Genomic DNA, 20,099 nt, shown 5'->3' on the forward strand with positions numbered 1-20,099 from the left:
AGTATGAAGTCGGTGCCGGCACATACGCCGGTGATGACAGCGTCTGACCCCGAACCGCGCGTCCGTCGCGCGGCCGACGTCTCCTACGAACCGGTCGAGTTGGCCGAAGGACTGCTGAAGGGCGTCCTGTTGGGCGACGAGCAGGCGACGCCCACCTTCGATATGCGCCGGTTCGTCCTCGAACCGGGCGCCCGCGTCCCGCGGCACACGAACGAGGTGGAACACGAGCAGTTCGTCGTCGAGGGCGAGTACGAGGTCGGCATCGGCGAGGAGACCTACACCGTCGGCCCCGGCGACTCGCTTCTCATCCCCGCGGGCGTCGAGCACTGGTACCGCAACGAGAGCGACCGCGAGGGCTCGTTCCTGTGTGTGGTCCCGAAGGCGGCCGATCGGATCACTGTGGTCGAGTGATCGCCAGCGGTCGCCCGGGACTCCCGCGGGAATCGCCGCCGGGACCTCGGACGCGCACCGAGCGGTCTACAGGCCGGTTGAAGCGGCCGATCACGCCCAATCAGTGCCGGTCCCTCAGCCGACCGTGGACTCGCTATCGGTCTCCGTCGCTGGTCGGAGCCGCGACAGCCGCATCGCGTTGCCGGTCACGGCGGTCGTCATCCCCGCGTCGCCGGCGAGCACGGCCACCCAGATCGGGACGTAGCCGAACGGGACCGCCAGTGCCAGCCCCGCCTTGACCGCGAGGCTGGACCAGATGTTCTGCCGGATGACGCCGTTGGCCTGCCCGGCGAGTTCGTACAGGTACGGGAGCTTCGAGAGGTCGTCGCTCATCAGGGCGATGTCGGCCGTCTCGATCGCGGTGTCGGTGCCGGCCGCGCCCATCGCCACCCCGACCGTGGCCGTCGCCAGCGCGGGCGCGTCGTTCACGCCGTCGCCGACCATCGCGACGCCGTCGTGCGTCTCGGTCAGCTCCTCGATCGCCTCGACCTTCGCCTCCGGCAGCAGTTCGGCGCGGTACTCGTCGACACCGACGCGTTCGGCGATGGCGCGGGCCGTTCGGTCGTTGTCTCCGGTGAGCATCACCGTCCGTTCGACGCCGAGGTCGCGCAGGCGGTCGATCGTCTCCACCGCGCTCGGGCGGATCTCGTCGGCGACTGCGATGACCCCCTCGAGTTCGTCTTCTGTCCCGACGAGGACGACGGTCTTGCCCTCAGACTGCAGTCTGGGGACGGTGTCTTCGAGCAGATCGAGGCAGTTGTGTCGGTCACAGATCCCCTGAGCCGTCTGCGTGACGACCCCGCCGTCGGTCGTCGCGTGAACGTGCGAGAGGTCGAATCCCAGGTCCTCGAACATCCCCGGCTTCCCGGCGAAGTGGGGCGTCCCGTCGAGGTCCGCGCGGACGCCCTTGCCCGTGATGCTCTCGAAGTCCTCGATGTCGGGCTCGCCGACTTGTTCGGCACCGGCCGCCGTGACGATCGCCTCCCCGATCGGGTGCTCGCTCCGGCGTTCGAGTCCGCGAGCGCACCTGAGCACGTCCGCCTCGGTGTTGCCGCTCAACGGGACGACGTCAGTGACGGTGAGTTCGCCCTTCGTCAGCGTCCCCGTCTTGTCGAATGCCACCGCGTCGACGGCACCCATCGCCTCGAGGTGGTTGCCGCCCTTGATCAGCACCCCGTTCTTCGCGGCGCTGGTGATCCCCGAGACCACCGAGACGGGCGTCGAGATGACGAACGCACATGGACACGCGAGTACGAGCAGCGTGAGCCCGTAGACGATGTACGTCGGCCACGAGCCGCCGAACACGACGGGAGGGACGACCGCGACAAGCACGGCAAAGCCGACGACGATCGGCGTGTAGTACGCGGAGAACCGCTCGACGAACTGTTCGCGTTCGGTTTTGTTCGACTGGGCGTCCTCGACCATCTGGACGATCCGCGAGAGGGTGTCGTCGCCGGCCTCGGAGGTGACCTCGACCTCGAGATACCCGCCCTCGTTGATCGTGCCAGCGTACACCTCGTCACCGGCTGTCTTGTCGATCGGGACGCTCTCACCGGTGATCGGCGCCTGGTTGACGGGGCTCTCACCGTCCCGGACTACGCCGTCCATCGGGATCTTCTCGCCCGGGCGGACGACGACGACGTCGCCGAGAGACACCTCGTCGACGGGCACGGTCACCTCTGCCCCGTCGCGTTTCACCGTGGCCTCGTCCGGCGAGAGGTCCATCAACTCTCGCAGCGAGTTGCGAGCGCGGTCCATCGAGTAGCGCTCCAGTAACTCCGCGACGCTGAACAGGAACGCCAGCGTCGCCGCCTCGAAGTAGAGCGATTCGCCGAAGGCGAGGCTCGCGACGAGCGCCCCGCCGATCGCGATGCTCATCAGCAGGTCGATGTCGAGGCTCCGATTCATCGCCGAGTAGTAGCCGTTTCGGAAGATCACCTGGCCGGCGACGCCGACGGCGACGAGGAAGAACACGTCGGCGAGGAAGAGTTCCCGACCGAGGACCGCCGCCACGAGGAAATCCGCCCCGGGGAGCGCGAACTCGAAGAGCAGTCCGAGTCCGACGAACGCGCCGCTGATCCAGGTCTTGATCGCCCGCGAACTTCGCCAGACGCGCTCGCGGTCCTCGCCGTCGTCGGCCCGCGCCCCGGATTCGCCCCCGGTCGACCCGGTCACTTCGTAGCCGGCGTTCTCCACCGCGCCGACGAGGTCGGCCTCCGACGTCGACGCCGGGTCGTATGCGATCTGCACAGTCCCCGTCGTCGGTCGGGTGTCGTACTCGGTGACGCCGACGTCGTCGAGAGCGGTTTCGACCTTCCCCGCACAGGAGGCACAGTCCATCCCGGGGACGGTCAGTTCGATCTCGGCGGCCGGATTCTCGACCGTGTACCCGGCCTTCTCGATCCGCTCTGTGATCTCTGTCGGCGTCGTCTCGTCGCTGGCGAACGTGACCGACACCTGTCCGGTCGTCACCCGGGGGTCGACCGCGTCGACTCCGTCGAGTGTCTCCACGCTCCGCTCGACTTTCTCCGCGCAGGACGGACAATCCATCTCCGGGACGGCGTACTCCGCGACCTCGGCACGATTTGCCGCCGGCTCCGGCGCGTCGCCAGCCGCGGGGGGGTCCTCGCCGTCGGCAGACGAAGACGATCGAGACGCGTCGTCCCCACCGTCGGAGTCGGTCTCGGACGTGGTCATTACGCGAGGGTAAGCGGTTCCGAGTTATGAAACTAACTGCTATCTAGCCGGTCCAAAATGGCTTTGATTATTATTGAAAACGCTATGAGTTATTATACTTGTCCGAGACGGAACGGCAAATGGAGGGCAGTCGAGAGCTGGCTGCGGGCGTTCTCAGTAGTCGAACGTCTGCAGTGTCGCCGAGGAACTCCCGTCAGTGGCCTCCCAGGTGACGCTGATCGTTCCGCTATCCGAGTTGGCCTCGACCTCGAAGGACTCTCCGGCGCTCATCGTATCACCGCTTATACTCCTCTTGAACGAGGTTACGGAGTTACTCGAATTATAGATATCTCCGTTCGCGTAAAGATTTGCAGTTTCTATCGAGTCACCGTTCGTGTGCGTGATAGTCGCGTTACTACCGTCGGTCAAATCAGTCGAATTGATGTCGAACGTCGCCTGCGGAGACGACTGCTGGACTTCCTGTCCGAGATTCAGCACGAACGTCCCGATGACGGCCGCGAGAATGACCGTGATCGCGACCATCAGGATGACGCCGATAACGGGGCTGACTGCCCGGTCCTCTGTGAATACCTTCTTGATGTTCATCGATTTGCCTCTGCTCTTAGTTTCCCTCTTCCCACACATAACCCTACGCCCTCAAGTATCAAAACTGGTAACAGTTCTGTCAGTATAGCGCAACGCGAAAGCGGTGCTCAACCCTTTCTCCCGCCGATATATGGGTGATAGCTGCCGGTGGCTAGTCTGCGCCCCCGAGCGTACGGTATTATCACGATCGAATATCTGTGCCGGCTGTCGGCCGGCCACACAACTGTCAGGGTGAACCGAGGAACCCGAGGCCGCTCGCACCGGTGACGGCCACTAGAGTAGTGGTAACCCAGTCTCCGAAGGCAGGACAGTCGTCGACGACGCCTCTCAGCGGGCGGCGCAGATCGATGTCGTCGGCCGTGAGAGACCCAAGGAGATTTGCCGAGGCCGCGAGTCGGTCGAAATATGCTCCGACAGGCTCGCGAGTTCGGACCGGCCCTGCTGGTGCCGCTGGCGTGGATCTTCGTCACCGCCGCGCACCTCGACGTCGTCGCGGCGTCGACCCTCTTCATCGCTCACGTGGTGATGTCGGTACTCCTCGCGGTCTTCGCGGTGACCGGACGTGCAGACATGCGCGAGGGCACGCTCCGCGTGTGGTGGTGGGTCATCGCGGTCGGATTCGTGGTCACGCTGCTCGGGACGGTCGGCTTCCGGATCGACACCGGAGGGGCGCTGCTCCAGGCGCTCGCGCTGTACGGCTGGATGTTCCTCCCCGTAGTCGGCTTCGTCGACACCGCGCGGCGCGGGGCCGACAGGCCCCGACGCTACTACGGCGGGGGTCTCGCGTCGGTGCTCGGTGCGATTGGGTACGCCGCGGGGTTCGCGACGGCCTCCCCGTCGCTCCAGATCGGGGGGCTCCTCGTCGTGGGTACCGGCCAGACTGTCGCGATCGTCGACGCCGCGTTCGGCTACTGAGAGCCGCCCGCCCGGCGACGACGCCCGGCCGCCTCAGAGGAACTCGGTGTTCTGCGGTCCGTTCGTGATGTGTACCTCGAACGGCATCGTGTCCACCTGATCCTGCTCGACGAGGTGCCAGTAGGTCTCGGCCATCTCGTCGGGGTCAAGGAACGTCTCCGGGCCGCGGTCCGGCGCTCGTTCGCGGGCGTCGGGCCCGTCGATCTGTCCGTCGATGACGACGTGTGCGACGTGGACGCCTTCGGGGCCGAACTCCTGAGCGATGTCCATCGCCATCCCGCGAGCAGCGAACTTCGCCGCGGTGAACCCGATCGTGCCGCCGAGGCTCCGGACCGCGGAGGTCGCCCCGGTGAAGAGGACGGTCCCACCGCCGCGCTCGACCATATCGCTCACGGCCTCCTGCGAACAGACGAACGCGCCACGCGCGCCGACCTCCCAGGCCCGCTCGAAGTCCTCGACGCTCGCGTCCAACAACCCCTGCCACGACGCGCCGCTGGCGTGGTTCACGAGTACGTCCACGGGGCCGAAGGCCTCCCGGACGGTCTCGAAGCCCTCTCTGATCGCTTCGACGTCCCGGAGGTCGGTGGGGACCGCTAGTCCCTCTCCCGGGTCGGGAAGGTCGGCCGCGAGGTCTTCGATGAAATCACCTGATCTGGCGAACAGCGCCACCTGACAGCCCTCCGCCGCGAACGTCCGTGCGAGCGACTCGCCCAGTCCGGGACCGACACCGGCAATGATGGCAGTGCGTGCCATATCCGCTGCTCGGCCGTCCGCTGCAAAACTGTGGTGGTCGTGCCGTCGTCCCCTCGCCGTCGTCTCGTCGGTGCCACCTCCGGTCAGCGTGGCCACCGAATGCTACGCCCGACCGCTGCCGACGTACGCGAGGCCGAGACTGCCCAGAAGGAGCAGGATGCCTGCGAGAAGACTCGGCAGCACGTCGGCTAGGTCCCCGACGAGTCCGAGTATCACCGTCCCAGCGGCGATGGCGGCCGGAAGTGGTGCCGTTTTCAGCTGCTGTCCGAACGCGCGGAACGACCAGTACGCCGTCTCCGGGGCCGACATGACCACGGCACGGAGGGTCCGGCCTCCCCTCGGATTTCCGGCCGGTTCGAATCCGGATAGCTCCTCGTGGGACACCGTGAGCACTTCGCCCGTGTGCGCCCGTCGACCCTGCTCGTCGGTCACTCGCAGGAGTGTCACCCGGTCGTCGTCGACCCCGACGACGCGATAGACGCCGTCGTCGTAGGCCGGAACGGTCGGCCGCAGGTGATCGGAAACGCTGGGCTCTGTCACTCGGTCGGTCGGTGGTGTTTCCTCACTCATCGAATCAGTACCGCGGGCCGCGACTTCGACCCGTCTTCACCCGTGGGTCTGGCCACCTTCCTCGTGGGGCTGGACGACGACGAAGCCCTCGGATCCGGTGAACTCCATCTGCATCGTCTCGCCCGATTGCTGCCCGATCTCGATCGCTTTGTTCGTCGCGATCGACGGCGAGAGGTTCGTACTCCAGGCGACGGTGGCGTCGGGGTCGGTATAAACCGGCGGCGTCATCACGAGCGGGTCGCCGAAGGTCGTGAGCGCGACCTGCCCCGGGCCCGAGAGGTAGACGTTCGTCAGGCCGCCCGCGGCGGCTCCCGAAAGACTTCCCACGGTGTTGATTTCGAAGTCGACGCCCGACTCGAACGCGAGGACGTCGTTGCCGTTGACGGAGATCGACTCCTCGGGGTCGAGATCGAGCACCTGTACTTTCTTTCCCTGATCGGCGACGTACAGGTGTCCGTGGCCCTCGGCTTCCATCACGGGCGTGCCCTCGCCGCTGACGGCCTCCTTGACGAAGCCGGTGATGCCGCCCTCGGCGGAGGACCTCCCGGTGAAGGTCATCTCGCCGGTGTAGGCGATCATCGTGCCCGCTTTGACCATCACGGTCCCATCGACTGGGACGTCGAGCAGTCGGCTGTTCTCTTTCTGGAATCCGGTCCCGCCCGCTTCGGGCGCGTTCGACCGCGTGAACTCCGCTAGATCCATAGCTTCGATATCGGCGCCGGGTAATAAAGTCCCGATGGAGAGTCAAATCCGGGTTTCACCGACGCACTCTCGACCACCCGGTATCGATCGGGCCGATCCGACACGACGTCCACAGCAATCGTTCCGAGTCCAGGGCCGACTGGACTGGGTTGGACTGGCCTGGGTTGGACCGGGCTGAACTGGACCAGACTGAACTAGCTTTCACCCCGGCCATCCGCGTCCCGCGGACGTGACCATCAACGAGTACGACGAGGTCGACGGCCGGTTCCGCTGGGCCGCCGCCGATTCGGGCCCCTCCGAGAAGAACCGCGCTCTCAGTCGCCCGCGAGACGGACCGACACCGGCCCGTCCTCCTGCGTCGTGATGATTCCGTCGAACAACTGTTTCAGGGTGTTCATCGTCTGGTCGTCGTGGGCGCTGGCGTCGATCGCGAAGATGCCGAGGCCGTCGACGCTCTGTACCCGTCCGGTGAAGACGTGGAGGAAGCGGAAGACGGTCTGGAGATCCGAGTACATCAGCAGCGTCGACAGCGAGTGCAGCATCACGCGATTCTGCTCGATCTCCTGGTTCTGGTAGAACGACTGCAGGAACTCCGAGAGCTTGATTCCGATTCCGGTCATATCGACCGGTGAGGAGGTGTATTTGATCCGGTCGCTGTCGCGGACGTCGCCGACGCCCTGCTGTCGGGTCACGCAGTCGACGATCGCGACGGGCCGGTCCTCGTACGGCGTGCGCTTCTCGAAGTCGTCCAGGACGCGGTCGGCGCCGTCTTTGGTGGTGACGATGATCGCGCCTTCGCCCTTCTCGGTGCCTGATGCTAGAATGTCGAGCGCGAGCGACCGCTTCCCGGACAGCGGAGGACCACTCACCAGGATGTTCGTTCCCGGGGGGACCTCTCTGTCGAGGTCCGGGCCGAGGTCATACATCTGGGGTCCTCGGCGTCGAGCCGCCAGCTAGAACTGCGGGGTCGGTCGTCCGGTTGATCGACTCGCCGGGAGTCATTAGATGAGTAAACCATATCGGTTGCAGATAATATTCTTTTTGATCCTGCCGGTCGATTCTCCGCCGATATTGTCGGAAAGTCGATCAGTTTCGATCAGACGAGGCCCGCGGCGGCGGCCCGTCCGGCGACGAATCCGATCGCAGCGAGGAACATTCCCCGCTTCAACCGTCGCTGCCCGATCGACGGATCGGTGAAGGATCGGCGCGTCGCATCGAGCATCACCGCGTCGGCCGCGACGACGATGGCGACGTAGGCCACGCCGAAGGTCCCCATCAGATACGGGACGGCGCTGGCCCCGACCGCCACGAAGAGGACGACAGCGGCGATCCAGAGCGCGTTCGACTCGCCGATCACGATCGGGAGCGTTCGGAGGCCCTCCTCGCGGTCGCCCGCGAGATCCTCGACGTCCTTCACGATCTCTCGCGTCGCGGTCGCCAGCGCCGCCAGGGCGAACAGCACGAGGACGGCCGGGTTCCAGAGGCGGCCCACCGCTGCGGCCCCGAAGAGGAACGTCGACCCCGTGAGATACGCCACGACGACGTTCCCGACGCCGGGAAGCCCCTTGAACACCTCCGTGTATGCAACGAGTGCCAGGAGGTTCGCGACGGCGATCGCGAGAGCGGCCAGCGGCAGGGCGAGCGCGGCGACCACCGCACCGAGAAACAGCGCGACACTGAACGCCAGGGTGCCGCGCGCGGAGACGGCCCCGCGGGGAATCGGGCGGTCCGGGCGGTTGATGCGGTCGATGTCACGGTCGAAGTAGTCGTTGATCGCGTTGCCCGCGGCGGTCGCACAGACGGTCGCCGTCACGGCCGCGATCACAGCGAGCGGGGCCGCGTCGAACCCTCGCGCGACGAACGCGCCCGTAAACGTGAGCACGCCCGCAGCGATCGCGTTACCCGGCCGCGTGAGGTCCAGCAGGCCACGGAGCGTGGCGGTCGCCGTCCGCCCGCCTGAGTCCATACCTACTCGGTGCCCGCGGCGGCGAAATAAAGGGCGCGGAGTCGATCAGCCGTTCTCGGCTGTGGGTCCGGTTCCCACCGCTCGCTCCGGCGCGTCGATGCGGAACTCGAACCGGGCCCCACCGTCGACGCTCTCGTCGATATCGATCTGCCAGCCGTGCGCCGCCGCGATCCGGCTGACGATCGCCAGTCCAAGCCCGCTTCCGTTCGCGTTCGAGGAATACCCTGATTTGAGCACGCTCTCCCGCTCGGATTCGGGAATTCCATCGCCGTCGTCAGCGACGTAGAACCCCTTCCCGTCCGAGAGCGGGCCGACGGAGACAGTCAGACCGGGATCCGCCCGCGGTTGGGAGGAGTGGTCCGTCGAGCCCTGCTCAGCGATGGCTTCCGCAGCCGGTGGCTGAGCACTCACGGCACCGTGTTCGACGGCGTTTCGAAGGAGGTTCTCCAAGAGTTGAGACAGGCGCTCGGGATCGGCCTCGACTGTCGCGGACGCCTCGACGTCGAGGCGGGCGTCCCCGGTCGGGACGTTCGACCAGCAGCGCTCGACGAACGATTCCAGATCGACCTCCTCCGTCTCGTCGATATCGCGTCCGCTCCGGGCCAATTCCATCGACTGCTCGATGAGCGTCGCCATCCGCTCGTGGGCGGCCTCGATGTTTTCGAAGTACTCCTCGCTCGGCTCCCGTCGCGCGAGTTCCAGATTTCCAGCCGCGACGTTGAGCGGGTTCCTGAGGTCGTGCGCGACGGATTCCGCGAACCCAACGAGCCGCTGATTCTGCGTTTCGATTTCGCGACGCTGCTGGCTCTGTCTGTCGGCGCGAATAGCGTGCCAGATCCGCCGGGCTTCTAAGAGCCCGATTCCGAGCCCCGCGGCACCGCCGACGCTCGCTGCGAAGAGTGCCCACCCGAGGTTGTTGTGCAGGGACCCTGCGGGCCACGTCGCGATCATCACCAGGTTCAATGATAGAAAGCCGGCGAGTCCCCCGACGAACCAGTTCCGGATCCGAGCGTGGTACTTCATCGGGAGCTCGCTCCGTTTGAGCCACCGGCTCCCGTACACCATCGCGGCGAGGAAGGGATAGATCGTCACCACGCTGACGTGGAAGTCGGACGCGATCAGTTGGTCGATAGAGAGGCCTCTGAGAATGGCAAACGAGAGCAGGTGGACGGCAAAGAGACCGAATGCGACCGCCCGAACGTAGCGGGGAAGGTTCGCGGTGATCGTGTCGATACCCCCATCGGTGTCGCTCATAGTATTGTGTCGTGAGTCGATTTGTATAGCTGTTCCCTTATCAAAATCAGTATTGATAATTAAGCGTTAGTGGATCGGCAGTGCACTCACATACGGACTTAGAAACGTCTTCTACCCACAGATCCATTTCAATATTGAGAATAAGAGATAGAGAGATAGAACACGTCGGGTGGAAAGATAGCACAAAGTAGCGGGGCGCCCACTATCAACCCGATGGCTTGGGACGCACTCGGCGACGACGACAGGCGCGTGGCCGATGCTGACGATGCCGGTGCGATAGTCAGCCCCGACAGGCAGTACCGGTACTGTCTGTGGCGGACGTGGGATCGGGCTGAACCGACGGTCGCCTTCGTCGCGCTCAACCCCTCGACTGCGGACGAGACGCAGAACGACAACACGGTCACGACGTGCGAGCGGTTCGCGCGGGACTGGGGATACGGACAACTGGTCCTCGGGAACCTCTTTGCTTACCGAGCGACCGATCGGGAGGACCTCAAACGGGCTCGTGATCCTGTCGGGCCGCGGAACGACGAGTACCTCCGCCGGATTGTCGCTGGGGCCGACCGAGTCGTCGCCGCCTGGGGTATCGACGGGACGTACCGTGACCGTGCGAGCGAGGTCGTTTCCACTCTCGACGTCGAGTGGGACGCGCTGACGACGACTCGGGAGGGACACCCCGGCCACCCGCTGCGCAAGTCGGCCGATCTGGAGCCGGAACCGTGGCCGTAAGTGAGGCCTCGAACCCTCTCCGAGATCAGTTCGTTCCGAGGACGGTTTATAGATCCCGCGGCACCGTTCACTCACGAATGACTGACGAGTGGCCCGTGCTCGATTCCGAGATCGAGTACGCGAACCCGTACTTTGCGGTCGAACGGGAAGCCGTCGAACAACCGGACGGGACCCCGAACGACTATTACCGAATCGACTTCGATGCTGCGGGCGGCGTCATCGCGCTCGGCGTCGACGACGGCGACGTCCTGTTCGTCGAACTGTATCGCCCGCGCCTGCAACGTCGCTTGCTCGAACTCCCCGGCGGCGGGATCGATGATGGCGAGACGCCCGAAGCGGCTGCGCGCCGTGAGTTCGCCGAGGAAACTGGGTTCGAGCCGTCGACGACGACGCACCTCGGGTCGTTTTATTTCAGCGCGTGGACCCGCGCCCAACGAGACGTCGTCTGGGTCGACGACTTCAGCCCCGCTCCGGCGCACGAGACTGAACCGGAAGTGCAGGATATCAAGCGCGTTCCCGTCGCGGACGCACTCAACCGTGTCTGCGACGATCCAGCGGCCGAGTGGAACCTGACCCCGCTGATCCTCGCCCAGCGTGAGGGGTTCATCGAGGGACTGTAACCGATCGTTACCGAGTGCGTTCCGGCTCATCTCACCGCCGCTCCTTTTGGGATCGACCCCCTCTTACCCGTATGCCCCGGATCGAAACGATCCGCGACGCCGGCGGATCCGTGTGTGAAGATCTCGTGCGTACCACTGCGGGGGCCGCGTGGGTACTCGACGGGACGAGCGGGTTTGGCGACCGATCGTTCACCGACGCGGCGAGCGACGGTCGTTGGTACGTCGAGACCCTCGATGCCGCCCTTCGTTCGCGCATCGACCGCGACGGCCCACTCGACGCACTTCTCGAAGCGTCGATCGCCGACACTGCGGAGGATCTCGCTCAGTGCGTGCCAGACAGCGCCGATTCCTCGCTCGAAACGGCTGTCAAGCGCTACGAACTGCCCGCCTGTACGGCCTCGGTTCTCAGATGGGACGACGACCGGATCGAGTACCTCACGCTCTGTGACGCGTCGACGCTTTACCGACGCTCTGACGGCGGCACTGAACGGATCACCTCTCCCGGGATTCTCGACGAGATCGACGCGGAGACGCAGCGCCGGCGAAACCTGGCCAGAGCGGGTGGCGAGACGACCGACAGGGACGTCCGCGCGTACATCCGTGAGACTCGCCAGTACGCTAACACACCCGGCGGCTACTGGGTCGCCCAGACGAATCCGCTCGCGGCGCGGTTCGCGACCGATGGAACGATCGAGCGAACGGAGGTTGACGCGGTGGTGCTGCACTCCGACGGCTTGGATCCGATTGTGGAAGTACACGACGCACTAACCGACTGGGGTGCCGTACTCTCCGCGGCTATCAGCGAGGGCGCGGAGGCCGTCGTCGAGGAGTTACGGCGCGCCGAGAGCGCCCTCCCGAAGAGTGCGTCTACCGGCGTCCGAACCGGCGATGACGTCGCTCTCGCATTGGTGGGTTTCACTGAGTGACTCCGACGACTGAATAATCTCTCAGACCTGTTCACTCGCCGGCCGATCACGGGAGCGGCGAAAGGGTGTTTGTCAACGTTTCCTCCGCCACCCAGCGGAACTTCCGGATCCGCTCGTTTCGTCCCGCGTACGGCATCCGCCACACGTCGGCGTAGGACACGTCGTCCCGCTCCACGACCCCGACGTCGTCAGCAGTGAGTCCTTTGAGTTGTGCGGGAGCGTCGCTGTGTTGTGCCAGGTCTGCGATCCGCTCGGGGGCGCGGAAGCTTGCGCCCGCGAAATTGAACAGTGCAGATTCGGGCGTCGGGACGAGGTCGTACGCTTCAGCGTGTCGAGCCAGGTCCAACAGCGTCCACGCTGCGGTTCCAACGTGGAGTGTGTCTCCGACCCCGGAGGCGATGTGCCGCGCGCTGAAGCTCTCGTCGCTGTCACCGAGCAACCGTTTGCGCACTCGTCGGGAGAGACTCGGCGTTCGGTCGTTGTGATCGGCGACGATCGTCGCGTACTCGTCGTACGTGGTTCCGTCGTCGACGACCGTGTTGAGTCGATCTCTGAGTGCCTCGTAGTGATCGTCGAAGTGGTCCGCCCGTCCCGCGAGGAACCGGTATCGGTCGCCTAATTCCAGTTCGCGAGCCTCTGACGGCGAAAATCGGAGCAGTTCGGAGAGGTGAGCGCCGTCGGTCTCCCAGATATTCAGCTCTTTCGTCTGTAGCGGCTCGTCCTGAATCGTCCCCTCGAGTCGGTTCCAGAGATTGCCGAAGAGCGCTTTCGCCTGTGAGAGGAGATAATCTACGTACCGACGAGCCGGGTTGGGGCCGACGTCGACACTCCCAGTGAAGTCGCAGTAGTATGCCGGGGTCCCGTAATGATTCCAGAGGACGTAGGCTGTCCTGACCAGCGTCTCGCGGGTTTCCGCTTCGCCGGAAACGTAGCGCTCTGCGAGTTCGCGGAGATTGTTGGTTCGCTCCTGATCCGCGGTGATGACGTTGTATACGTCGTCGAGCAGGCGAAGTTTGACCGCCCGTTCGACGATATACTCCTGAAGGTCGTCGTGAACGTCGACGCCGTGTACGTTGTCGATACCCTCTGTCGGCAACGACGCCCAGGGTTCCTGTTCCTTCCAGCGACGCTTCGTCGCCTCGATGTCGATTCTGTCGCCACCCGGTGCCCGCACGTAGGCGGCGGTGTCGTCGAGTTTCTCGGTTGCGGCGGCCTCCAGCGTCGTATCGACGAGATTGAGATACTTCGGCTCGACTTCCCACCGAGTCTCCTCCTCGTCGACGCGCTCGAAGAACGACTCGATGGCCTCGGCGGCGTTCGGTCCGTACTGTTCTCGCCGTACAAGCATCGGTACGAACCAGCCGTCAGCGGTCAGTTTGGCGAGTGTCTCGCTCCGACAGCCGAACTCCCGCAGGACGTACTCGTCGAAACTGAGACGATCGAGTGCGCCTGGATTGATGAATCCCGCTACTCGTCGATAGAGCAGCGGATAGTCGCTGGCCCACCCGCAGGCTTTCGTGTAGTACGAGAGCGGAATCCGCCGTTTTGACCCGTCAGAGCCACCTGCCTCGTCGTAGAGTTCCTCGAAGAACGAGCGGCGCGGGTACCCCTCGCGAAACGCCGACATCGATGCCGGTGGATTGTCGATCGCATCCTGGCGCTGTGTTTCGATCGTTCCCCAGAGGTCACCGTCGATCGGCATACGAACCTGTTCAGGATCCGACTGCTTAGTCTTTGAGTCTAGTGGAACTACGCAGTTGTAAAGACACGCGAGGCCGGAAGGCAAAATCCCATTGGCACGTTGCTCACTGACGTTAGTGCATCGACAGAAGAGAGCCGGAGGAGGGATTTGAACCCTCGACCTATTCCTTACGAAGGAATCGCTCTGCCAGCTGAGCTACCCCGGCACGGTCGTCGTTACGCACTCAGGTGTACTCCGATGATTTAGAAAAGGCTTCCGAATCAACGCGCCGTCAGGCGGACGTCGAGGCAGACGTTGTACTCGTGCGGCGCGTACGATCGGACGATCCGCTCGGTCTCGACCGTGACTTCGTAGTCCGGTTCGGCGGCCTCACGGATGGCTCGTTCGCCCGGGCCGAAGGGATCGTCCTCGTGCTGGATGTCGTAGTAGTGAAGCACGCACTCCTCGCCAGCGAGCGTCACCGCCGTGTCCAGGAACTCGTCGGCGCTGTGGGGGAGGTTCATCACCAGCCGGTCGGTCCAGTCGGCGTACTCGTCGGTGAGACCGCGGACGTCACCTTCGATGGCGGTCACGCGATCGGCCACGCCGTTGCGACGGGCGTTCTCGCGGAGGTAGGTCACGGCCGTCGCGTTGAGATCGCAACCCACCACCTCGGCTCCCCGGCCGGCCATCGGCACGGCGAAGGGACCGACGCCGGCGAACATATCCAGAGCGCGCTCCCCCGCAGCGACCTGTTCGATCACGCGGTGTCGCTCGGTCGCGAGCCGCGGCGAGAAGTAGACGGCCGCGATGTCCAGCGCGAACTCGTAGCCGTACTCCCGGTGGACGGTCTCCGTCGACTCCCCGACTAGCACGTCCCACTCGCGGACGCGGAGTTCACCCTTCACCTTCGAGGCCCGGTTGACGACGGTCGACGCGCGGAGGTCGGAGTCGACAATCGCGTCGGCGATCCGCCGGGCGCGCTCCTCGTCGTCCTCGTCGAGAATGACGATGTCCCCGAGCCGCTCGTAGGAGGGCTCGAAGCCCAGCAGTTCCGCGGGCGCCGTCTGCGTCTCCCGCACGGGGGCGTCGTACGCGACGACGTCGTGCTGCTCGGGCACCGCTTCCGCGTCGATCACGGGGATGTAGAGCGATCCGTCCTCGACGGTGATCTCCCGCTCGCGATCCAGGAGGTCACGCGAGGCGAGCGCGCTCCGGACCGCCTCGCCTTCGCTCGTCGAGACGCGGACGCAGGGGACGGTCATACCGGGACGTCGCGAGCGATCGGAGTAAGCGTGACGTTTCGCCCCGTGTCGGCGGCGACACTGGAATCACAGTGAGGGCCGCCACGCCGGTCGTGTCAGCCTGCCGTGGTCACTCCGCCGGCACGACGAGCACGGGCATCTCCGAAAGCCGGACGACTTTCTCCGCGACACTCCCCAAGACGAACCGCTCGACCCCCGTCCGCCCGTGCGTCCCGAGCACGACGAGATCCGCGCTCGTCCGCTCACAGACGTCGAGAATCTTCCGGTGCGGCACCCCGTGTTCGATCACCTGGCTGCTCTCGACGCCCGCCTCCGTCGCTCGCGACGTGACTCGTTCGACCGCCGCGGTGGCAGCCTCTTCCAGAGCTGCGGTCGTCTCGCTCGATCGGACTGGCCCCACTGGAACGACCGAGAGCGCGCGGACGCCGGCGCCGAATCGGTCGGCGAGCCCCACGCCCCACCGTTCGGCCGGCACGGCGGCGTCGCTCCCGTCGGTCGGGACGACCACGTTCCGATACGGTCGTTCGCCGGTCGCGTCCTCCCGGACGGTCAGGACGGGCACCGGCGAGAGACGGACCAGTTTCTCCGCGACGCTGCCGAGGACGTACCGGTCGAGCCCGGTCCGACCGTGCGTTCCCATCGCGATCAGATCGATCCCCTCGCGGTCGACGACCGACAGGAGTTCCTCGTGGGGGAACCCGGACTCCACCGCGGTTCTGACCGTCGCTCCCGCGTCCTGTACCCGTGCTGCGGCGTCGGTGACGGCCTCTTCGAGTTCGGCTTCGACCTCGCTGCGCTCTGCGACGCTCGACAGTCCGTACGGGTCGACGACCGCCACGAGGTGAACCGTCGCGTCCGCCTCCACTGCGAGCGAGATCCCGTGCTCGAGGGCCGGCATCGCGCTCTCACTCCCATCGAGCGGAACGAGTATCCGATCGACTGCGACCGACGTGGGGCTGGTCATACGCGCTCCTTCGTCGGGTGCCGAGAAAAAGTCCGTCCCTGCGAGCGGGTCGGGTGCTCACTCGGTTGCGTCCGTGTCGGGCCCGGAACCGCGCTCATCCGACGACGTCGAATCCGACGCGGCAGTCTCCGGTCGGGCGTCGTCGAGCGTCCAGCCGTCGGGGCCGGGGGCGTGCCGGCGGGCGGCCACCGATTCGCGATCGGGCCTCCCTCCACTGGACGGTGGGCGTTCACCGCCCGTCGCTCCGTCGCGCCCGTCGCTCTCCCCGACGACGTCGAGGTACGATTCGACGGCGGCGGCGGCCGCCTCGGGGTCGGTGTAACTGTCGCCGAGGCCGACCTCCTGCCGGTGCCAGCCCTCCTCGCCGACGTAGACGTCGACCCACCAGTACAGCGACAGCCCCTTCGAGAACTCCACGATACGGATGCGGTGGTCGCCGCGGTCGTTCTCGTAGACGGCCGTTCGGTCGCGGTACTGCGCCGACCATCCCTCGGGGCGGTCGATGTCGTACGGATCCCCCGGTCGGAACTCCTCGAAGTCGACGGGCGCACCCTCGTCGATCATCGGAACGATGCAAAACAGGGGCGCACCGAACTTGTACTTCCCGGTTCGGCCGTTTTTCCCGTCGTCGTGGCAGGCCGAGCATCCGGGATCGGGCCTCCCCGGCGATTGAGACGGTCCAGGCCGGTGCGCACACCGCGTTACTCGCGCACGATCGACCGCGAAGAGTTGGTGACGACGAGCAGACTGCTCGCGCCCATTGCGACGGCCGCCAGCAGTGGGTTGAGGACGCCCGTGATCGCCAGCGGGACAGCCACGAGGTTGTAGACGAACGCCCACCCGAGGTTCTCGCGGATCCGGCGGTGCGTTCCACGAGCCACGTCGAAGACCGTCGGCACGGCGCCGAGTCCCTCCTTGACGATCACCGCGTCGGCCGCGCTTCCGGCGAGATCTGTCCCCGACGCGAGCGCGATCCCGACGTCCGCCGCCGCCAGCGCCGGCGCGTCGTTCGAACCGTCGCCGACCATCGCGACGGTCCCGCGCGAGCGGAGGCGCTCGACCGTCTGCGCCTTCGCCTCCGGCGGGACGCCGGCGAACACCTCGTCGATCGCGTCGTGCCGCCGGAACCCCTCGGCCGCCCGCTCGTCGTCCCCGGTGAGCACGACGACGTCTCGGTCCGCCCCCAGCGTCGAGACGACGCGGTCCCACTCCTCACGCGGCGCGTCGCCGACGCCGAGGACGGCCTGCGCGCGTCCGTCCCAGCCGACGACCGTCGGAACGCGTCCGTTCTCGCGGATTCGGTCGGTCGCCGCCCGGATCGAACGCGACATCGCGTACCCTCGTGACCGGAGGAACTCGGGAGCCCCGACCGCGACCTCGATCCCGGAATCAGTCCCGGACACGGACGGTTCGCCCTCGTTTCCGATGTCTACGGTGCCGAGGACACCCTTCGCGTGAACCGTCGGGTCGGTCACGTTCGGGAGCGCGTCCGGGCCCGCCTCGACGACCGCGGCCCCGATCGGGTGGGATGCGTACCGCTCGACGGCAGCGGCCAACTCGAGCGCCCTGCGCTCCAGCGCCTCCGCGTCGGGGTCGGTCGATGCGGCCCTGACGGAGCCGCCGTCGGTCCGGCCGCCGTCCGCCGCGATCGCCCCGCCGTCCCCGTCGAACTCGGTTCCGACGACGTCGACGACCCGCATCCGCCCATCGGTCAGCGTCCCGGTCTTGTCGAAGACGACGACGTCGGCGTCGGCGGCGTCCTCGAACACCGCGTCGGAAGCGACGACCACGCCCGCATCGGCCGCGTCGCGGATCCCGGCCGCCACGGCCAGCGGCGTCGCCAGACCGAGCGCACACGGACAGGAGACGACGAGCACCGTCAGCCCGGTGAGGACTGCGTCCGTGAGGGGGATCCCGAACGCGAGGGAGCCCACCGTCGTGAGTGTCGCGAGTGCGAGGACGAGGGGAACGAAGACCGTCGCCAGTTTGTCAGCGAGGCGCTGTGCGCCCGAGCGCGACGACTGGATCTCCCAGAGCAGTTCGACCAGCCGATCGAGCGTGCTGGTGGCCGCGTCGCTCACCTCGACCGTGATCGGGTCGTCGGTGACGATGGTGCCGCCGAGTACCTCCGCGCCCGGGCCGCGACGGTCGGGCATCGATTCGCCGGTCACGAGCGACTCGTCGACGGCGGCGCTCCCCTCGACGACGACGCCGTCGACGGGGATACGCTCACCCGGCCGCACCACCACGCGATCGCCCGCTCCCAACTCTTCGACCGAGACGGTCTCGGTGGATCCGTCGGCGGCGAGCCGCGTCGCCTCGTCGACGCGGGCGCTCGTCAGGTCCGTCAGTCGGCCGGCGGCACGTCGCTTGACTCGGGCCTCGTAGTAGTTCCCCACCGTGACGACGAGTACGATCGCGACGCTCACGTCGAAGTAGACGTGCGTGCGCCCGGCGAGCACCGCACCGACGCTGAAGAGGTACGCCGACACCGCCGCGAGCGCGACGAGCAAGTCCATATTGGGCTGTCCGGCGCGGAGGCTGACGTACGCCCCTCGAAGCAACGGATAGCCCGTGTAGAACAGCACGATCGAGGACATCACCCAGACGTTGCCGAGGACGTAGAGCCCGTCCAGTCCGCCGAGATCGACGAACGGCTCGAAGCCGAGGTACGTCGGATACAGGAAGACCGCGTACCAGACCATCACCATCATCCCGAAGATCCCGCCGCCGATGAGGAGCGTCGCCAGCCCGTCGCGCTCGTCGGCTTCGCTTCCCTCTGGATCCTCGATGTCGTAGCCGTACCGCGAGAGCCGTTCGCCGAGGTCGTCGACGGTCGTTCGCTCGGGGTCGTACGTGACCGAGAGCATGTCCGTCGCGTAGGACGCCTCCACCCCGTAGACGCCATCGTCCTCCGCGGCGGTCGACTCGATGAACCGCTCGCAGGTCGCACAGTGCATTCCGTCGACCGCGAGGTACGTCTCGGCGGCGTCGTCTGGGACCTCGGCAGCCGCCGGCTCGCTCGTCGCGCTGTCGAGTTCGTCGTCGATCGCTGCGGGTCCGGCCTCGTCGGGGCCGCCGATCGATCGGGCGACTTCCAGGCACCCGCGACAGCAGTACGTGCCCGCGACGTCCGCGTCGGTCACCGGCGGGTCCGGCGTCGGGAGGTCACACAGCGAACAGGTGCCGGCGTCGTCGGTGCTGTCTGAACGCATTGGTCACCCCAGCGGCTGGTAGATCGGAATCATCGGATGCGGGATGTGGATGCCCACGAGCATCAATCCGTGTGCGAGCGGCAAATATCCGAGGGCGAGGAAGGCGACACCGAGGACGCGGTGGAGCGTCCGGCGACGACCGACCGACAGCGACCCGAGCGCCGTCCCGTAGACGAAGAGCGTCGGGAACGTCCCGAGTCCCAGGAGCGACAGCAGAAACGCCGCCCGGAACGGATCGCCGATCGCGAACGCGTACAGGTACGCGGGGAACGTGATCGGACAGGGGAGGAACGCGTGCCCGACGCCGAGGCCGACGATCCGGACGTCGCCGACGAGCGCGTCGACGCGACTCGTGAGCGCGGCACTGACGCGACCGAAGACGGCCGAGATCCCGTCCGGCATCCGAATTACCCCACCGGTGCCGCCGCCGAGGTACGAGACGCCCGTCGTCATGATGAGCGCGCCGACGACGATCCCCGTCGCGGCCCGGACGCCGTTACCGATGGCGACGACGGCGTCGGCTGCGCCGACGGTGACGGCGCCGACGAGTGCGAGAACCGCTCCGACGACGGCGTACCCGCCTGCTCGGCCGAGATTGAACAGCGCGTGCTGTCTGACCTGCCGGACCGAGAGCCGGTCCTCGGTCGCTTCGGTGGCCTGGAGTCGGTCGGCGTAGACGCTCACCAGCGGCCCACACATTCCCAGGCAGTGCGCCCCGCCGAGCGCGCCCACGATCAGAAAGACTCCTGCCTCGACGTTCGATGCCGGGAGCGCATCGAGACCGCCGGCTGACAGCAGGACCGCGAG

General features: G+C 66.4%; 19 protein-coding genes and 1 tRNA gene. 5 read left to right on the forward strand and 15 right to left on the reverse strand.

What is annotated here, in order from left to right:
* Positions 1-33: 33 nt before the first annotated feature.
* On the forward strand, positions 34-411 hold the full coding sequence (locus tag BLU74_RS12425; protein WP_089767696.1) for a cupin domain-containing protein: 378 nt from the start codon (positions 34-36) through the stop codon (positions 409-411).
* A 114-nt stretch (positions 412-525) separates the two neighbouring features.
* Here the strand turns inward: BLU74_RS12425 and BLU74_RS12430 are convergent, their stop codons facing one another.
* Together BLU74_RS12430 and BLU74_RS12435 are read right to left on the reverse strand one after the other, a co-directional pair.
* Positions 526-3,147, reverse strand: coding sequence for a heavy metal translocating P-type ATPase (locus tag BLU74_RS12430; protein WP_089767699.1), 2,622 nt, complete (start codon positions 3,145-3,147; stop codon positions 526-528).
* A 153-nt stretch (positions 3,148-3,300) separates the two neighbouring features.
* Positions 3,301-3,732: a type IV pilin domain-containing protein gene (locus BLU74_RS12435; RefSeq protein WP_089767701.1), complete on the reverse strand. Its 432-nt coding sequence runs from the start codon at positions 3,730-3,732 to the stop codon at positions 3,301-3,303.
* A gap of 405 nt (positions 3,733-4,137) precedes the next feature.
* On the opposite strand from BLU74_RS12435, the gene BLU74_RS12440 reads away from it, so the two are divergent.
* The gene (locus BLU74_RS12440) at positions 4,138-4,647 is read left to right on the forward strand and encodes a hypothetical protein (RefSeq protein WP_089767703.1); all 510 of its coding nucleotides are present in this window, start codon (positions 4,138-4,140) and stop codon (positions 4,645-4,647) included.
* A 33-nt stretch (positions 4,648-4,680) separates the two neighbouring features.
* Here the strand turns inward: BLU74_RS12440 and BLU74_RS12445 are convergent, their stop codons facing one another.
* The 6 genes from BLU74_RS12445 to BLU74_RS12470 form a co-directional block, all read right to left on the reverse strand.
* Positions 4,681-5,400 carry an SDR family NAD(P)-dependent oxidoreductase gene (locus tag BLU74_RS12445; protein WP_089767705.1) on the reverse strand — a complete coding sequence of 240 codons (720 nt, stop codon included), beginning with the start codon at positions 5,398-5,400 and terminating at the stop codon, positions 4,681-4,683.
* Between the two features lie 102 nt (positions 5,401-5,502).
* Entirely contained in the window at positions 5,503-5,970 is a 468-nt protein-coding gene (locus tag BLU74_RS12450; protein WP_245705793.1) for a hypothetical protein, read from the reverse strand.
* Between the two features lie 36 nt (positions 5,971-6,006).
* Positions 6,007-6,672: an AIM24 family protein gene (locus BLU74_RS12455; RefSeq protein WP_089767707.1), complete on the reverse strand. Its 666-nt coding sequence runs from the start codon at positions 6,670-6,672 to the stop codon at positions 6,007-6,009.
* Positions 6,673-6,986: 314 nt separating this feature from the next.
* Entirely contained in the window at positions 6,987-7,598 is a 612-nt protein-coding gene (locus BLU74_RS12460; protein WP_089767709.1) for an RAD55 family ATPase, read from the reverse strand.
* A gap of 170 nt (positions 7,599-7,768) precedes the next feature.
* On the reverse strand, positions 7,769-8,638 hold the full coding sequence (locus tag BLU74_RS12465; RefSeq protein WP_089767711.1) for a geranylgeranylglycerol-phosphate geranylgeranyltransferase: 870 nt from the start codon (positions 8,636-8,638) through the stop codon (positions 7,769-7,771).
* A 45-nt stretch (positions 8,639-8,683) separates the two neighbouring features.
* Positions 8,684-9,892 carry a sensor histidine kinase gene (locus tag BLU74_RS12470; RefSeq protein WP_245705794.1) on the reverse strand — a complete coding sequence of 403 codons (1,209 nt, stop codon included), beginning with the start codon at positions 9,890-9,892 and terminating at the stop codon, positions 8,684-8,686.
* Positions 9,893-10,105: 213 nt separating this feature from the next.
* Here BLU74_RS12470 and BLU74_RS12475 point away from each other — a divergent pair, with 213 nt between their 5' ends.
* From BLU74_RS12475 to BLU74_RS12485, 3 genes are all read left to right on the forward strand, one after another.
* Complete coding sequence (locus BLU74_RS12475) at positions 10,106-10,621, forward strand: DUF1643 domain-containing protein (RefSeq protein ID WP_089767713.1); 516 nt, start codon at positions 10,106-10,108, stop codon at positions 10,619-10,621.
* A gap of 77 nt (positions 10,622-10,698) precedes the next feature.
* Complete coding sequence (locus BLU74_RS12480; RefSeq protein WP_089767715.1) at positions 10,699-11,241, forward strand: NUDIX hydrolase; 543 nt, start codon at positions 10,699-10,701, stop codon at positions 11,239-11,241.
* 71 nt (positions 11,242-11,312) lie between these two features.
* Positions 11,313-12,167: a protein phosphatase 2C domain-containing protein gene (locus tag BLU74_RS12485; protein WP_089767716.1), complete on the forward strand. Its 855-nt coding sequence runs from the start codon at positions 11,313-11,315 to the stop codon at positions 12,165-12,167.
* Positions 12,168-12,213: 46 nt separating this feature from the next.
* On the opposite strand, the gene BLU74_RS12490 is transcribed toward BLU74_RS12485, so the two are convergent.
* The 7 genes from BLU74_RS12490 to BLU74_RS12520 all read right to left on the reverse strand — a co-directional run bounded on the left by BLU74_RS12490 (position 12,214) and on the right by BLU74_RS12520 (position 20,087).
* Complete coding sequence (locus tag BLU74_RS12490; protein ID WP_089767719.1) at positions 12,214-13,869, reverse strand: hypothetical protein; 1,656 nt, start codon at positions 13,867-13,869, stop codon at positions 12,214-12,216.
* A 132-nt stretch (positions 13,870-14,001) separates the two neighbouring features.
* Positions 14,002-14,074: transfer RNA gene (locus BLU74_RS12495), tRNA-Thr, on the reverse strand.
* Between the two features lie 55 nt (positions 14,075-14,129).
* Entirely contained in the window at positions 14,130-15,113 is a 984-nt protein-coding gene (locus tag BLU74_RS12500; RefSeq protein ID WP_089767721.1) for a class I SAM-dependent methyltransferase, read from the reverse strand.
* Between the two features lie 109 nt (positions 15,114-15,222).
* Entirely contained in the window at positions 15,223-16,077 is an 855-nt protein-coding gene (locus tag BLU74_RS12505) for a universal stress protein (RefSeq protein ID WP_089767724.1), read from the reverse strand.
* Positions 16,078-16,134: 57 nt separating this feature from the next.
* Positions 16,135-16,641, reverse strand: a complete 507-nt coding sequence (locus BLU74_RS12510; protein WP_089767727.1) for a hypothetical protein — start codon at positions 16,639-16,641, stop codon at positions 16,135-16,137.
* Between the two features lie 137 nt (positions 16,642-16,778).
* A complete protein-coding gene (locus tag BLU74_RS12515) occupies positions 16,779-19,292 on the reverse strand; it encodes a heavy metal translocating P-type ATPase (RefSeq protein ID WP_089767730.1) in 2,514 nt (837 codons plus the stop codon).
* A gap of 3 nt (positions 19,293-19,295) precedes the next feature.
* On the reverse strand, positions 19,296-20,087 hold the full coding sequence (locus BLU74_RS12520) for a sulfite exporter TauE/SafE family protein (protein ID WP_394327874.1): 792 nt from the start codon (positions 20,085-20,087) through the stop codon (positions 19,296-19,298).
* Between the last annotated feature and the right edge of the window lie 12 nt (positions 20,088-20,099).

The sequence above is a fragment of the Halobellus clavatus genome, assembly GCF_900107195.1.
Taxonomy (GTDB): domain Archaea; phylum Halobacteriota; class Halobacteria; order Halobacteriales; family Haloferacaceae; genus Haloquadratum; species Haloquadratum clavatum.